General features: G+C 60.9%; 16 protein-coding genes. 7 read left to right on the top strand and 9 right to left on the bottom strand.

Annotation, left to right across the window (positions count from 1 at the left end; all coding sequences use genetic code 11):
• On the top strand, positions 1 to 351 hold a 351-nt coding region (locus AC1Q61_RS10415; protein ID WP_411742485.1), incomplete at its 5' end, for an HNH endonuclease family protein.
• Positions 352 to 364: 13 nt separating this feature from the next.
• Here the strand turns inward: AC1Q61_RS10415 and AC1Q61_RS10410 are convergent.
• The 4 genes from AC1Q61_RS10410 to AC1Q61_RS10395 form a co-directional block, all read right to left on the bottom strand.
• Positions 365 to 535 carry a hypothetical protein gene (locus AC1Q61_RS10410; protein ID WP_007734610.1) on the bottom strand — a complete coding sequence of 57 codons (171 nt, stop codon included), beginning with the start codon at positions 533 to 535 and terminating at the stop codon, positions 365 to 367.
• A 352-nt stretch (positions 536 to 887) separates the two neighbouring features.
• A complete protein-coding gene (locus AC1Q61_RS10405; protein ID WP_003945774.1) occupies positions 888 to 1256 on the bottom strand; it encodes an Rv1352/Rv1906c domain-containing protein in 369 nt (122 codons plus the stop codon).
• Positions 1257 to 1543: 287 nt separating this feature from the next.
• Positions 1544 to 2662 carry an Ig-like domain-containing protein gene (locus AC1Q61_RS10400; RefSeq protein ID WP_076948607.1) on the bottom strand — a complete coding sequence of 373 codons (1119 nt, stop codon included), beginning with the start codon at positions 2660 to 2662 and terminating at the stop codon, positions 1544 to 1546.
• A gap of 55 nt (positions 2663 to 2717) precedes the next feature.
• Positions 2718 to 3932 carry an Ig-like domain-containing protein gene (locus tag AC1Q61_RS10395; protein WP_042920340.1) on the bottom strand — a complete coding sequence of 405 codons (1215 nt, stop codon included), beginning with the start codon at positions 3930 to 3932 and terminating at the stop codon, positions 2718 to 2720.
• A gap of 297 nt (positions 3933 to 4229) precedes the next feature.
• On the opposite strand from AC1Q61_RS10395, the gene AC1Q61_RS10390 reads away from it, so the two are divergent.
• The 3 genes from AC1Q61_RS10390 to AC1Q61_RS10380 are packed head-to-tail and all read left to right on the top strand — an operon-like array spanning position 4230 to position 6837.
• Positions 4230 to 5729 carry a SulP family inorganic anion transporter gene (locus AC1Q61_RS10390; protein WP_215515674.1) on the top strand — a complete coding sequence of 500 codons (1500 nt, stop codon included), beginning with the start codon at positions 4230 to 4232 and terminating at the stop codon, positions 5727 to 5729.
• Between the two features lie 35 nt (positions 5730 to 5764).
• Entirely contained in the window at positions 5765 to 6190 is a 426-nt protein-coding gene (locus AC1Q61_RS10385; RefSeq protein WP_051649485.1) for a MerR family transcriptional regulator, read from the top strand.
• 26 nt (positions 6191 to 6216) lie between these two features.
• Complete coding sequence (locus AC1Q61_RS10380) at positions 6217 to 6837, top strand: L-threonylcarbamoyladenylate synthase (protein WP_003945756.1); 621 nt, start codon at positions 6217 to 6219, stop codon at positions 6835 to 6837.
• 34 nt (positions 6838 to 6871) lie between these two features.
• Here the strand turns inward: AC1Q61_RS10380 and AC1Q61_RS10375 are convergent, their stop codons facing one another.
• The 3 genes from AC1Q61_RS10375 to AC1Q61_RS10365 all read right to left on the bottom strand — a co-directional run bounded on the left by AC1Q61_RS10375 (position 6872) and on the right by AC1Q61_RS10365 (position 10680).
• On the bottom strand, positions 6872 to 8785 hold the full coding sequence (locus tag AC1Q61_RS10375; protein ID WP_492650844.1) for an alkyl/aryl-sulfatase: 1914 nt from the start codon (positions 8783 to 8785) through the stop codon (positions 6872 to 6874).
• 99 nt (positions 8786 to 8884) lie between these two features.
• Positions 8885 to 9448 carry a TetR/AcrR family transcriptional regulator gene (locus tag AC1Q61_RS10370; protein WP_003945891.1) on the bottom strand — a complete coding sequence of 188 codons (564 nt, stop codon included), beginning with the start codon at positions 9446 to 9448 and terminating at the stop codon, positions 8885 to 8887.
• The gene (locus tag AC1Q61_RS10365) at positions 9445 to 10680 is read right to left on the bottom strand and encodes a cytochrome P450 (protein WP_042920218.1); all 1236 of its coding nucleotides are present in this window, start codon (positions 10678 to 10680) and stop codon (positions 9445 to 9447) included. The genes AC1Q61_RS10370 and AC1Q61_RS10365 overlap by 4 nt, the downstream gene beginning before the upstream one ends.
• Positions 10681 to 10788: 108 nt before the next feature.
• On the opposite strand from AC1Q61_RS10365, the gene AC1Q61_RS10360 reads away from it, so the two are divergent.
• Positions 10789 to 11634 carry a glycosyltransferase family 92 protein gene (locus AC1Q61_RS10360; RefSeq protein ID WP_042920221.1) on the top strand — a complete coding sequence of 282 codons (846 nt, stop codon included), beginning with the start codon at positions 10789 to 10791 and terminating at the stop codon, positions 11632 to 11634.
• Between the two features lie 113 nt (positions 11635 to 11747).
• Here the strand turns inward: AC1Q61_RS10360 and AC1Q61_RS10355 are convergent, their stop codons facing one another.
• Positions 11748 to 11906, bottom strand: coding sequence for a hypothetical protein (locus AC1Q61_RS10355; protein ID WP_156423205.1), 159 nt, complete (start codon positions 11904 to 11906; stop codon positions 11748 to 11750).
• Between the two features lie 205 nt (positions 11907 to 12111).
• Here AC1Q61_RS10355 and AC1Q61_RS10350 point away from each other — a divergent pair, with 205 nt between their 5' ends.
• The gene (locus tag AC1Q61_RS10350; protein WP_042452547.1) at positions 12112 to 12873 is read left to right on the top strand and encodes an SDR family NAD(P)-dependent oxidoreductase; all 762 of its coding nucleotides are present in this window, start codon (positions 12112 to 12114) and stop codon (positions 12871 to 12873) included.
• Here AC1Q61_RS10350 and AC1Q61_RS10345 read toward each other — a convergent pair.
• A complete protein-coding gene (locus AC1Q61_RS10345) occupies positions 12855 to 12992 on the bottom strand; it encodes a hypothetical protein (RefSeq protein WP_003945592.1) in 138 nt (45 codons plus the stop codon). The two genes, AC1Q61_RS10350 and AC1Q61_RS10345, sit on opposite strands and share 19 nt — an antisense overlap.
• A gap of 219 nt (positions 12993 to 13211) precedes the next feature.
• On the opposite strand from AC1Q61_RS10345, the gene AC1Q61_RS10340 reads away from it, so the two are divergent.
• Positions 13212 to 14156 (top strand): alpha/beta fold hydrolase, encoded by a 945-nt coding sequence (locus tag AC1Q61_RS10340; RefSeq protein WP_042452549.1) that lies wholly within the window; start codon positions 13212 to 13214, stop codon positions 14154 to 14156.
• Positions 14157 to 14353: the final 197 nt, after the last annotated feature.

Here is a 14353-nt window from a genome sequence, read left to right as displayed (position 1 = left end):
GTCGCCCACATATCCCGAATCCGTGGAAGGAAGCCCAGGATGATGTCAACGGCACTACCTACTAGCTACGGATTACATGTAGTCGCACTCTCGGACGCCTGGCAGAAGGGCGCACAACAGCTCGATACACAGACGCGAACCAATCTGGCCAACGACCCTCGAAACCTGCGCGCTGTCGACGGGCCCACGAACCAGAAGAAGTCGGATTCCGACGCGGCGTCGTGGCTGCCACCCAACAAGGCCTACCGCTGCCAGTACGTGACTGCTCAAGTGGAAGTCAAAGCGGCATACGGTTTGTGGGTCACCCAAGCCGAACACGACACCATCGCAGACATTCTCGCGACCTGCTGAACTCTTGCGGTGATCAGCGGCCCTTGATCAGATACCGCACAATCGCCATTCCGAGCGCGAGGCCCACTACGGTGGCGAGCGCTGCAACCAGACCGTGACCGGTCAGTGCGACGAACACACCGGTGATGACTGCGACGACGGCAATGATCCCCGCGTCCACTCTGCTTTGACCACGTTCAGGCATGGCACTCTCTCGTGCTGTCAGGTCCGTCCGCTCCCCTCGTAGCGGACGGACCCAGCGGCAATCTGTCGAAATGCGCGAACTCCGGTGGCCTCACCGGGCTGACTTTGCGGGCGGTCCTGCGAGGCCGGCACGTCCCCCGGAGCCAACTCACATCGGTCACGAAGTCCGTACCTTCGCAGAATATACCGATTGGTAGGTAATTACCGAGGGCTAAAGTCCCTGGTCATGGACTCATGCGACGAGTGGTCGGAAACTCGAGACGAACGAGCACATCCGCGAGGCGAGCGTTAGCCGAGATAGCAGAGGTCCGTGGCCACGGCCAGAGGCCCATCTGGAATCAGAGCGGCGACGTCTATGACCCGAAAAGTGATCCGAGATCCAACGATCCGACTGACGACACTCGCTTCCAATCAGAGCAATATGCGGTGGTGAAGCGAGAATCCGTCAAGAGAATCGTGACTGTCGCCGGTTCGAGGGTGCTTTCGAACTCGAGTACATTCAATTCACCATCGCCGTCGACTTTTGCTCGGCCGTATATGCACGGCATGTCAGCTGATACGGGCCCAGACGTCGTGTAGGTTCCCGGCAACACCTCCCACGGCACGTCGAACAGCCCGTGACCGGGAATCGTTCCCGGCGCTGCTGAGGCCGCAGACGTCCCGATCATTGCCACACCGACAGCTACTGCTGCAGCGGACGCGAGCAAACTAACCTTGCGCATTTTCCCTACCTTGTTCATACCTGAACCGCAGCGGCGAGTTCGAAGGCTTGTTGATGTAAGAACCCGCGGTTCGCGCAGTTCTTCAACTAACGGTAGTAAAAGGGCACGAGTTTTGGTGAGCTACCTTTTTGTGGTTCTGGCCCGATTTCCGTGACGGAGACTCCCATTGAGAAGATCAGAGAACGCCGGCGTTGCGGCTCTCGGCATGATTCGAACCTGTCATTCCAGTATTCGATCACACCCGCATTCGAGCCGAAACGTCGACGCTCCCCTGCCGTTTGGGTGACTCAGCCTCCGAGTGAGCCCGTCGGCAGCTTCGAGAAGATGTCCCCGAGGCTTCCGGTTCCACCAGGAGTTTCCGGTTCCGTCGGATCCACCGGCTCGACGACGATGACACCAGGCACGGTGACGGTCACGGTCTTGTCCGCAGATTCCGAAGAACTGAACTTCTTGGTACCCAAGAACTTTGCGGTGATGCGATGCTCGCCCTGGTCGCGGAACGGCCAGACCAGTTCTGCATGGCCATTGGAATCGACTGTGGCGCTGCCGATCTTCGTATCGCCGTCGAAGAACTCGACCGTTCCCTCACCCGGGTTCGGGTCGATACTCGCCGCAATCTTGACGTCTTCGCCCGTCAGTGCCTCCAGCGCGACAGCGACCGTCGTCTCGGTCTGGTTGGTCGTGAATACCTCGGTAGTCGAGAGGGCGCTGCGTCCCTCGCCCGAAGCAACACAATACCCAGCGGCATTGACCCACCGGGACTCACCGAAACTCATGCTCGTGTCTTTGATCTTGATACTCGGGCTCGTCGCCCCGGCGCGCAGGTGCGTCGTCGCGTTTCCCTCGTCGAACCGAGCTTCAAGTTTCAATTCGACTGCCGGCAAACGAAAGTCCGTGTTGGCCTTGACTTGCAGCCCTTCCTTGGGCTTGTTGTCGCTGGCGCTCGGACCGTCGTTGACTGTCTTGTTGCCGGTACCGGTAATTCGCAGGTACTCACCCGCCGGGTTCGCGTTTCCGTCTGCGCCCACCCGGAGCAGCACCGCAGTCTCGCCGGTCAAGTTCGACGACGAATCACCGACGAGGGAGTACGAAACCAGGGTTGCCCCTTGCGGTAGTGCGATGTCGTACTTGATACGACCGGTGTCCGAATCCGAACTACGCATGGTGCCTGGATGCAATTTCACTGTGAACTGTTCGCCGGGACGCACGGACGTGGGCGCGGTTACCTCCATGTTGTCGGAGAACGACGAATCCCAATCGGTGGCGCCGTCGACCCGGCACTTGTGTTCGAAGGAAACTGTCCGCGTCACGGTATCGGAAGCCGCTGCCACCGGCGCGAACACAGCGAGGAGTCCGGCCGCGAGTGCTGGTACGACAGCGCAAACTGCCAGAGTGCGGGGGTTCATGTGTTGCCTTTCAGAAGAACTCGGCCATTGAAAGTTCAGTGAGGTAGGACCGTGATCACTTGCCACCGAGCGAACCCGTCGGCAGCTGCGGCAGAACGGACTCGAGGCTGCCGAGACCGCCCGGAGTGCCCGGATCGGTCGGGTCGGGATCGACCGGACCTGTGGTGTCACCGGTCACCGTGAGTACGTGTGCCGCCGACGTGTACTTCGCCTCGTCTCCGGTAGCGGTGAATACTGCAGTCACGGACTTGGTACCCGCCTTACCGAAGGTGAGATCCAGGCGCGCAATACCGCGAACCACCGGCCGCGGGTCACCGACGGGTTTGCCGTCGACCATGAACTGTACTGTTCCCGTTGTGTTTTCCGGATCGACGTGAGAAGCAAAAGACACCTTGGTACCGGTCGCGGCGGTAGCCGGTCCTTCGAGCTTAGTCACGATGTCCGCGCCTGGCTCAGGATCAACGGGCCCCAGGTCCCCGTCGATCTTCGTGGATGCCAGGGCGCCGGCACCGGCATTGAGGGGGCCGGCCTCAGCGTCGCGCGGCGAGCAGGATGTGGGCGCCCAGATGGTTCCCGCGAGCCAGTGACTGACCTGAGGGAGGAAGGTCAAAAATGACTCGGGCCCGCCGAAAGTACCTGCAGCACCCGAAGTCCGGACATTGGTTTCGACTGCGCCGGACGGCCCGGCCTTTACGGTGATTCTGATCTTCGGAAAGACGATGTTGGTCTCGACTCCGGACTGAGCATTGATCGCCAGCCCACCGTGCGCACCCGACGACGATGACGGGCTGTTGCCGATCGCTTCGTTTGCGCCGGACAACCGGAGTATCGGACCGTCCGCTGCGGGAGTGCCGTCTTCGTTGACACGAATCACCGAAGCAGGTTTCCCGGCAATAACATTGCCCGGATCGGTGACCGTCGCCGAAACGAACTCCGCGTTGGTCGGAATCGGCAGATCAATCTTCAGACGCGAGATCTTCTTGACGCTTGCGCCGCTCACATCGTTCGGGATCTGGACGCTACCCGGATCCACGTCGATGTCGAAGACCTGACCTGGCGCGACTACCGTCGGAGCCGAAACCCGCACCGTGGCAGGCTTTCCGTCTGACGAAGGACCGGAGAACGCACTCGGAACTGCGCGGCACGTGACCTGGAACGTTGTCGACGTGGTTTCTGCAACGGGCGCCGCGGTCGCCGGAATCACGGCCACAGCGGTTCCACCGGCAAGGAGGCCGGTAAGGAGCGCAGCATTCAGTAGGCGTTTTGACATGATGTCCTCTCGGAACAACCTGATTGACGTTTGCCGCCGAACTGTAACGGAGCCAGCGCCCGAGTTGACCCTTTTTCAATAAACAAAAACCACACAGTAGGTAAATACTTGGTAAGGGTTACTGGTCGTCACATCTGACCGCCACCGCGAGCGTTACCCCTCTCGATCAATCTCGCGATTCGAGATCCATTGCGGGGAAACACAATTCGACAGAAATCCGCGCCGTAGTGAGAACTCCGTTCATACTCTACCCTTACAGGAGGGTAGAGTATGAGAACCTCGTCAGGACGGAATCTCATGGCAGTAACCATCGCTTCATCCACCAACGACAATTCGGTTCGCGCCGCGCTCCGGTCACCTCACCGTCTCAAAACGGAGGTTTTGGCCGGACTGGTCGTGGCGTTGGCACTGATTCCCGAGGCGATCTCGTTCTCGATCATCGCCGGCGTCGATCCGCGGGTAGGACTGTTCGCGTCGTTCACGATGGCAGTGACCATCGCCGTCGTCGGCGGACGACCCGCAATGATCTCCGCAGCTACCGGCGCCGTCGCACTGGTCGTCGCTCCACTGACGCGCGAGTACGGAATCGACTACCTGATTGCGACAGTCCTTCTGGCCGGCCTTCTCCAGATCGTGCTGAGCCTCCTGGGCGTCGCAAGGTTGATGCGCTTCATTCCGCGCAGCGTCATGGTGGGATTCGTCAACGCACTCGCCATCTTGATCTTCATCGCCCAACTCCCCCACCTGATCGATGTTCCGTGGCTCGTCTACCCACTCCTTGCAGTCGCACTTCTGATACTCGTATTCCTGCCGAAACTGACGAACTCCGTCCCGGCTCCACTGGTGGCAATCGTGCTACTGACAACCGCCACAGTCGTTTTCGCGTTCGATGTCCCCAACGTCGGCGACGAGGGCGAGCTTCCGTCGAGCCTACCGACGCTACTGTTCCCCGACGTCCCCCTGGACATGCACACACTGTCGATCATTGCGCCGTACGCATTGGCCATGGCGCTCGTCGGACTCCTCGAATCGTTGATGACGGCCAAGCTCGTCGACGACGTCACGGATACTCACTCGAACAAGACCCGAGAAGGGTGGGGCCAAGGCGTCGCGAACATCGTCACCGGCTTCTTCGGGGGCATGGGAGGGTGCGCGATGATCGGCCAGACCATGATCAACGTCAAGGTCTCCGGCGCTCGCACTCGAATCTCGACTTTCCTGGCGGGCGTGTTCTTGCTGATACTCGTCGTCGGCCTCGGCGATGTGGTGGCGTTGATTCCCATGGCCGCATTGGTGGCCGTCATGATCATGGTCTCGGTCGGCACTTTCGATTGGCACAGCATCAATCCGAAGACCCTGCGCCGCATGCCGATCGGCGAGACAGTGGTCATGTTGGTCACCGTGGTAGTCACCGTCGCGACCCACAATCTTGCCTACGGCGTGATCATCGGAGTGATCACCGCGATGGTCATCTTCGCTCGCCGCGTCGCGCATCTCACCGAAGTGATCGACGTCGCGCATCCGGACGAGGACACCCGTGTCTATGCGGTTCGAGGCGAACTGTTCTTCGCATCCAGCAACGATCTGATCTACCAATTCGACTACGCCGGCGACCCGAAGAACATTGTCATCGATCTGTCCGAGTCTCATGTCTGGGACGCGTCGACCGTCGCGACACTGGACGCCATCACCACCAAGTACGCGGCCAGAGGCAAGAATGTCGAGATCGTGGGGCTCGGCGACGCATCGGCCGAGCGCCACCTGCGCCTGTCCGGTCGCCTGGGTGACGGTCACTGAGAGTATGGAGGCCCAGCGCGAGGAAAGTGGGAGTGATGTCTGAGCCGGAACATGCGGGCCAAGGGCCGAACATGCAGATCGGACAGGTTGCCGAACGCACCGAACTGTCGATCAAGACGATCCGTCATTACGACGAGGTCGGTCTGGTTACTCCGTCCGAGCGGAGCGCCGGAGGATTCCGCCTCTATACCGAGGCCGATGTCCAACGGCTACTGGTAATCCGACGAATGAAGCCGCTCGGATTCAGTCTCGAAGAAATGAAACAACTTCTCGATTCTCTGGCAGTGCTCGGCGACGAAGCTTCGGACGCGTCAACGCGCACCGCTGCAACCGAATTCGTCACCGACTGCCACACCCGGGCGGAAGAAAGCTGCACACACTTACGTAAGCAACTCGCCTACGCCGAAGAGCTGACGGGTTTGCTCGCCGACCACAGTCTCAAGGGTGAACGGCATTCGTGATCTGCAAGCTGAACTAAGCTGAGTTGATGGCCCGATACTTCGACGTTCACCCGGAAAACCCGCAGCCGCGCGCGATCAGCCAGATCGTCGAAATGCTGCGCAACGACGCGGTCATCGCCTACCCCACCGACTCCTGCTACGCCCTGGGCGCCCGAATGGACAATCACTCGGGCACCGATCGGATCCGCGAGATCCGTCATCTGCGTTCGGACCATCACTTCACGCTGGTCTGTGCCGATTTCGCGCAGCTCGGGCACTTCGTCCACGTCACCAACTCGGCGTTCCGCGCGGTGAAAGCGGCTACGCCTGGGCAGTACACGTTCATCCTTCCCGCCACGAAGGAAGTTCCGCGTAGGCTGGCACACGCCAAGAAGAAGACCGTCGGAGTGCGTATCCCCAGCCACCCGGTAGTGCGGGCACTCTTGCAAGAGTTGGGTGAACCCATCCTCTCCAGCACCCTTCTCCTGCCCGGCGCCGAGGAACCGATGACGGACGGCTGGCAGATCAAGGAAGAACTCGACCACCAACTCGACGCCGTCATCGACTCGGGTGACTGCGGAACCGAACCCACCACAGTCGTCGACTATTCGTCCGGTGTTCCCGAAATCGTGCGCGTCGGCGCGGGAGATCCTTCTCGTTTCGAATGATCCCCCGCCCGGGCCACATCATGGAGTCGACCAGTCACGGCGTGACGATATCGAACCACAGATCGAAGTCCTCCAGCAGCGAGATGAACGTCTCCAGTTCGGACTGATCTCCCACAGCTTTTGCCGTTCCGGCCTTGATGGATTCGGTGAGCGAGGTCGTTCCCAGATACACCTCGTTGAACACGGCACGGGTCAAGGTCAGAGTCAGAGCGGCCGAAGCATCTGCCTTGTCCATGTCGTAGTTCAGCACGCCGTTGCGCACTGTGACCAGGACGTTGTCCGCGGTGTCCGACAACACGAATCGCAACGACAGGTCGACGTCGGCGGCCTTCGGGCCATCGAGGCGAACTGCCCAGAAGTCCAGCATCTGCTCGAGCGCCATCACTGCGACCACGGCCGGGCCAGTGGGGTTGTTGGACGGCATCGGCGCCAGCGGATGCCGCAATTCCATCGCTCCGACCAGGTAGAAGTTGCGCCACGTACCGTTCTCGGCTTGGTAGCCGAGTTGTTCGTACGTGTCCGCCAACAACTCTCGCGCTTTCTGATTACTCGGATCGGCGAACACCAGATGGTTCACCAACTCCGCGGCCCAGCGGTAGTCGCCGTCGTCGAACGCCTGCTTGCCCTTGGTCAGAAGTGCGTCCGGCCCGCCGACGGCTTCGACGTAGCGCTTGCCGTTCTCCACCGGCGGATGGGGATTGAGATGAGCGGGAACGCCGTCGAACCAACCGAGATAGAAGGTGTAGATCGCTTTGACGTTGTGACTGAGCGAGCCGTAGTACCCACGGTTGTACCACTGCTTTCCGATCGCGTCGGGTACCTCGATCTGGTCGGCAATCTCTACCGGTGTCAGTCCCTTGTTGGCAAGGCGCAACGTCTGATCGTGCAGATACTTGTACAGATCTGCCTGATCCGACATCAGCTTCAAGATCTTGTCGTTGCCCCACGTGGGCCAATGATGCTGCGCAAAGATGATTTCGACGTCGGGGAACAGTTCCATTGCCAGACGCACGTAGTGCGACCACGCTTTGGCGTCGCGAGTCTTGGCGCCGCGCAACGTGTATAGATTGTGCATCGTGTGCGTGACGTCCTCAGCTGACCCGAGCGCCTTGAAATCTGGTAAATAGAAGAGCATTTCGGATGGCGCTTCGGTTCCCGGCGCGAGCATGAACGTCACGCGCACACCGTCGATGACCTCTTCGTGCACCGGTTCGGTGATGACGTCGGTAGGCACGGCGAACGTCGAAGTGCCGTGCGAAGTGGACAGGCCGAGACCACCGGATACCTGCCCTTGTGGCCCCGGACGCAGGAACGATCCATACATGTACATTCCGCGACGTGTCATCGCCGTGCCGGCAAGTACGTTCTCGGAAATCGCTTCCTCCGTGAAACTGTCTGGTGCGTAGACCTTTACGGCACCGGACTCGATCTCTTCGTCGGTGACAAATCCTTTGACACCGCCGAAGTGATCGCCGTGGGAGTGCGTGAAGATGATTGCCTTGACCGGAACCTTCGGGCGGTGCTGGTAGTATAACTCCAGCGCGAGAGCGGCTGTTTCCGCGGACATCAGAGTGTCACCGATGATCAACCCGGTGTCGCCCTCGATGATCGTCGTGTTGGACAAGTCCTGGCCGATCACCTGGTACAGACGATCAGCCAGCTTGAACAGTCCACCGCCCTTTCCCATCAAAGTGGCTTGGCGCCACAGACTCGGGTTGACGGTATCCGGTGCATCGCCGTCGGCGAACCCGTAGGCGTCGTACGAGAAGATGAACTGCCCTTTGTCACCTTTGACCAGTCCGCCATCGATGAGCGGTGCCACGAGACCTCGAGAAATCAGTTCGAAGTCGAAGGTGTCGTCGAAAGGAAGGTCACGGAGAACCTGGGCATTTGCCAGGCGAGTCGCTTCGGTGGCGGGCTTGGGGTCGAGTTCGGACGGTGTAGTCATCTTCTCTTACGCTCCTCGGGAACTCGCGGTGACCTGTGTCGGGATATCGGTTCATCCTCGATTCCCACGCAGCCCTCGCGCATCACCCGGAAGGGATGATCAGGTGGCCCGTCCAGCAATCAACAGCGCAACGACGAACTCACGCACCAACGTCCGCTCGTCGTTCTCGTCCGCCCCCGGCACCATGAGCAGCGAGAGAATCACTCGCACGATCCAGCGCGCCCGCGACGCTGTGCCTGCTCCGAGTTCACCGAGCATCGCGACACCAAGTCCGTTGATGACGTCGGATGAATTGGCAAGTTCACCGGCAAGACTCGCATCACCCGGGGTGAACCATGCAGCCAACGTCGGAGTGCTACGCACCGCGGACACTGCAGTGAGTATGGCCGTCTCCAGACGCTCACTCGGATCGTCGATGGTCGCTACCGATTCCGCGATCGAAGTTCCCAGCCTGCGAGCTTCGCGGTGAACGAACGCAATGTGAAGAGCCTGCCGATTCTCGAAGTACCGATACAAGGTGGCCCGGGAACATCCTGCAGCAGAGGCTATCTCCGCCATACCGACCGCATTGACGCCTTTCGCGACGAACAATTGTGCCGCGCTGTCGAGGATCTTCTCGGCTGCCGCCAAGGCGCGCCCCTCGCCGAGCCAGTCGTTGCTCATGGCCGAGTCACCGACATCGGAGCCGAGAGCGGACGGCGCACGTAGTTGCCCGGCGCGTATTGCATCGCGTCGATGTCGACATGGAAGTCGGGAATCCGGGAGAGTAACTCTTCCAACGCAACTCGAGCCTGCATCCGAGCTGCCGACGCCCCCAGACAGTGGTGGGCGCCATGACTGAAGGTGAGAATCTTCTGCGGTCGACGCAAGACGTCCAACTCCGCCGCGTCGGGTCCGTACTTCTCGGGATCACGATTGGCCGCACCGTACATCAGCAGAACCTTACGTCCTGCCGGAATCACTTTGCCACCCAAGGCCACATCTCGCGTCGTGGTGCGTGCCAGTCCTTGGACCGGCGAGGTGAGTCGAAGCAACTCGTCGACCGCGTCGGTGATCAATGCGGGATCGTCCAGCAGGATCTGACGCTGGTCGAGGCGTTCGGTCAGCATCGCCACCGAACCACCCAGCATTCCTGTCGTGGTGTCGTTTCCACCGGCCACCATGGTGAAGGCGAAGCCCAGAATCGACAGCAGGCCGGACATGTCGCCGTCTTCACCGAGTCCAGCGGCGAGTAGGTGCGAAATCGTGTCGTCACCCGGTTCGACCTTGCGGCGTTCGATCAGCGAAGCGAAGTACATCATCAGCTCACCGGTGGCGGCCTGCGCCGTCGTCGCTGCCGCGGCCACACCACCTGCCGAATTGGCAGCGACAATGGCTTCGGTCCAGCCGTCGAACTGGTCACGGTCCGATTCCGGCACACCCAGATAGTGTGCGACAACCATAGACGGCAACGGTTTGAAGAGCTCGACGACGATATCGCCGCTGCCACGCGCTTTCAGCGCCTCGATACGTTCGACGACAAATTCGCGAACCATCGGCTCGACCGCCGATACCTGACGCGGAGTGAAACCCTTCGACACCATGCGCCGGAACTCCGACTGCACTGGCGGATCCTGCATCACGAACGGCGGATTGTCCTGCATCCCAATCTGTTCGAGTTCACCGTAGACAGTGGTCAATCCCTTTGCCGACGAATACGTCTCGTAGTCGCGAGCGGCGTTGTAGACGTCTTCGTGACGGGTGAGCACCCAGTAGTCGTCCTGCGGCGCAGCTTCCGGCACAACGTTGTGCACCGGGTCGTTCTCGCGCAATGCGTCGTACATGGCCCAGGGCGAACGCCAGGACTCCCCGGTGGAAGGTACAAACCGTGGCGAATGTGACACAGAAGTTGTCATGACTCGACTATGAGACAAATAGCCGAATGTGTCAACGTTCTACGATCAACCGTTCCCACGAGCAGCATTGAGTAACTCGCATCCACGCAGAGCGCTATCGTGTGTCGGGTGATCACGGATCCGAAGAATCATCCGAACAGCTCTGACGCCGGGCGCCGCGCCGTGGTTGCGGTCCTGCTCCCCCGCGAACATCTCCCCTTCATCAGGGACTGGTGCCTGCACCACATCGAGCAAGGCTGGGAGGTTGTTCTCTACGACAACACCGGTTCCGTCGGGTCCACCCGCAAGACAAGCGCATTCAGTCTCAACCGTTGGCACGGCCGCAGCGAGGACAAGAGAGGCAACTCTTACGGCGCCTTCACCCGATCGATGTCGGACAGTGAAGTTCAGGTCGCATTCCGCAAAGAACTGCACGACCTTCCGGTGACGATCGTCGACTGGCAACCGCGCGACGCGGACGGTCGGATCGTGCACGGACAGGTAGAGGCGTACGTCGATTACGTGAGCCGGTACCGCGACACCGTCGCATGGGCAGCATTCATCGACGCCGACGAATACCTCCAACACGCACCAGGATTGGACTGGGAGGTTCTACTTGCCGGCGTTACTCAAGCGGGTTCGCACCGCGTCGTTCTCGATGCTCTGGTCTACGAATCCAGGTGGACGCGCGACGGGCAATTGCGAGACGTCGAGGAATTGAAATGCCTTGGGCTACAGAGCCATGGTTGCAAGAACATCGTCAGGCTGTCGGAGATTTTGCGAGCAGACGTCCACTGGGCCTGGAAGACAACAGGACCCGACACCCTCATACGACCGGACAGATCGCTCTACTACTTCCGCCACTACCGCGGTTCGGAGGCGATGCTCGACTACACTCCGCTGCCGAACTTCGGACCCCAGGTCCACGAAGAAGGTGCGGATGTGCCGGCAAAGATCGACGTATCACAAAAATGAATGTGCCTGCAAGACACAGGTATTCATCTGCAGACAAACCTCCGGCCCGCATCCACGAAGGCAATACCTTCAGAATGCGGGCCGGGGGCCGTAAATCCGGTTCAGCGAAGCAATCAAGCCTTCGGCTGCGAGCTTCCTGCGCCACCAATTGCGCCGAGAAGACCTGCAACTGCGCCGATGCCGACGAGAACGCCGCCCAGGCCTGCAATGATCTTCTGGAAGTCGCCGAGAGTTGCGAGGTCCGTCTTGCTGCTGCCAGTGGTGAATGCCATGTCTAGCTCCTCATCATGGAATGTGTACGCGGTCCGCGCGCCCGGTATGTAACGGCGCTCACAATATACGTAAGACGACCGAAATTTGAAGCGGTGCCGCTGAGTGGGACGTAACTCACATCTCATCCAGCGGGAACCCACGAGTAACAATGCGCGATTCGGACAACGCTTCGGGAACCGTTGAATGACGAGCAGGAGAACAGCAGTGGGCAAGTTGGATGGAAAAGTGGCCCTGATCACTGGCGCAGGGCAAGGCGTCGGCCAGGGAGTTGCGTTTGCGCTCGCCAAGGAGGGCGCTTCCGTCGCGGTCGCGGGCCGCACTGAGTCGAAACTCGTCGTCACATGTAACGAGATCGCCGAACGCGGAGGCCGTGCCGAACCGGTGCTCATGGATATCGCCGACGCGGATTCCATCACCGGAGCCGTGGCGCGAACGGTGGAACTGTTCGGCGGCGTCGACATTCTGATCAACAACGCCAGCCTCAACCCGCTCGGCAACGTCCTCGACCTCACTCCGGAGCGCCTTGCCGACGGATTGACGTCCGGCCCCGTCGCGACTCTGCGAACCATGCAAGCCTGTTACCCGTTCATGAAGGAGCGCGGCGGCGGGGCAATCATCAACATGGTCAGCTCCGTGGCCGTCCGCTGGGACGCTGCCGGCTACGGCGGCTACGCGGCCGTGAAGGAATCCGTCCGAGCCCTCAGTCGCGCGGCAGCATGCGAATGGGGCGTCGACGGGATCCGGGTCAACGCGGTTGCTCCCCACGCGTCGTCGCCGGGGCTGCAGCGGTGGGCAGATGCACGCCCGGAGGAGGCTGCCGCCTTTGTTGCCGGGATTCCGCTACGGAGGATCGGCGACTGCGAAACGGACATCGGAACCGCGGTGGCTTTCCTGGTCGGCCCGGATGCCGCGTATCTGACTGGAGCAACAATTCCGCTCGACGGTGGTCAGTCGCGCTGGGGCTGAGAGCTGGCGTCGTCGAAGGCAAGCACCGCCGACTTGGCTTCGGCGATCGGGCGGCGGAAAACGAAACCGACCAGAACGGATGCCAAAACCAAGGCGGCCAGAACAATGAGCCCGACCATCCACCACATGGTTTTCAGTATGCCCGAACCGACCTCCGCCGGACGCGCGCCACGGCCGCCGGAAAGCGGCGACAGCCTCGAAAAGTGCTGAACACCAGTCAAATTCCGTTTTGCCCGTTTCCTGAGCTTCTTGAGAAGCCGTGATCGATGACACATATTCGGATCCCGAACCGGAACGAGTGCGTGACTACGACGACACCTCGGTGCATCCTGGCAGGTATGGAATCCGCTGTTTCGGCCCAACTCACCGACGGAAGCACCCTCACACACCCGTGGGGCGGGACAAGCAACATCACCGATCTCGGCGGTGACGTTCACTGGATCGACTTCGGCGGTCCCAGCGGAGCGCCGCCCATCGTGCTCGTTCACGGTCTGGGCGGCTCGCACCTGAACTGGGTGCGGGTCGCACCGGCGCTGGCGGCGCGCACGCGCGTGTACGCACTTGACCTCGCCGGATTCGGACTCACCTCTGCCCGTGGGCGACACACCGGCGTCGACGCCAACGCAGTACTTCTGAATCGCTTTCTCGACACAGTGGTGGGTGAGCCCGCCGTCCTGTTCGGCAATTCCATGGGCGGAATGGTCTCGGCAATGTCGACCCATGCCAGTCCCGAATCAGTCGCCGGCCTGGTGCTGGTGGATCCGGCGCTCCCCCTGCCCGTCCAACTTCCCGATCTGACCGTCGCCGCCCAATTCGCGCTCTACTCGATGCCGTACGTCGGTGAGCAGGTTCTCGGCTTCGGACGCCGAAAGATGTCAGACCGGCAGTTGGCCGCTCAGATGACCAGATTGTGTTTTGCCGATCCGACGCGAGCCGACCCCGCGGTCCTCGACGCGGGCGCTGCCTTGACGGCGATTCGCCGCAACGAACCTACCCAGGATGCCGAATTCCTTCAGGCAGCACGGTCACTGCTGATGACCCTCGCCCGTCCTGCCTCCTATCGAAAGACATTGCGAGAGATCACGACTCCGACGCTCCTGATGCACGGCGATCGCGATCGGCTTGTCCCGGTCGAGGCCGCACGGGCAGCCGCTGCTGCACATCCACACTGGACCACCATCATTCTCGGCGACACCGGCCACACCCCACAATTGGAGATTCCGGACGAGTTCACCCGTCATGCGCTCGCGTGGCTCGATCGCACGGGGCTGATCAGGAGCTGACACGTACCAACACTCCCCGGTGGAACGCCCTTGCCGATCGAGCAAGTGCCCCATCAACTTCGGAGTATCAAGAACGATTCGGCGGTCGTCTACGTTGGCAGGTCCGGCCCACCGGGGAACGCGAAACGGACACATACCCCAAAGCTCTCGAACCCTGGGAATGTGTCGGGGTACGCGCGTAGCGTGAGATTCAGGCC

The sequence above is a fragment of the Rhodococcus sp. MPR-R1B genome (genome assembly GCF_058793255.1).
The sequence above is the reverse complement of the archived record's forward strand: the minus strand, read 5'-3'. Positions and strand labels throughout refer to the sequence as shown.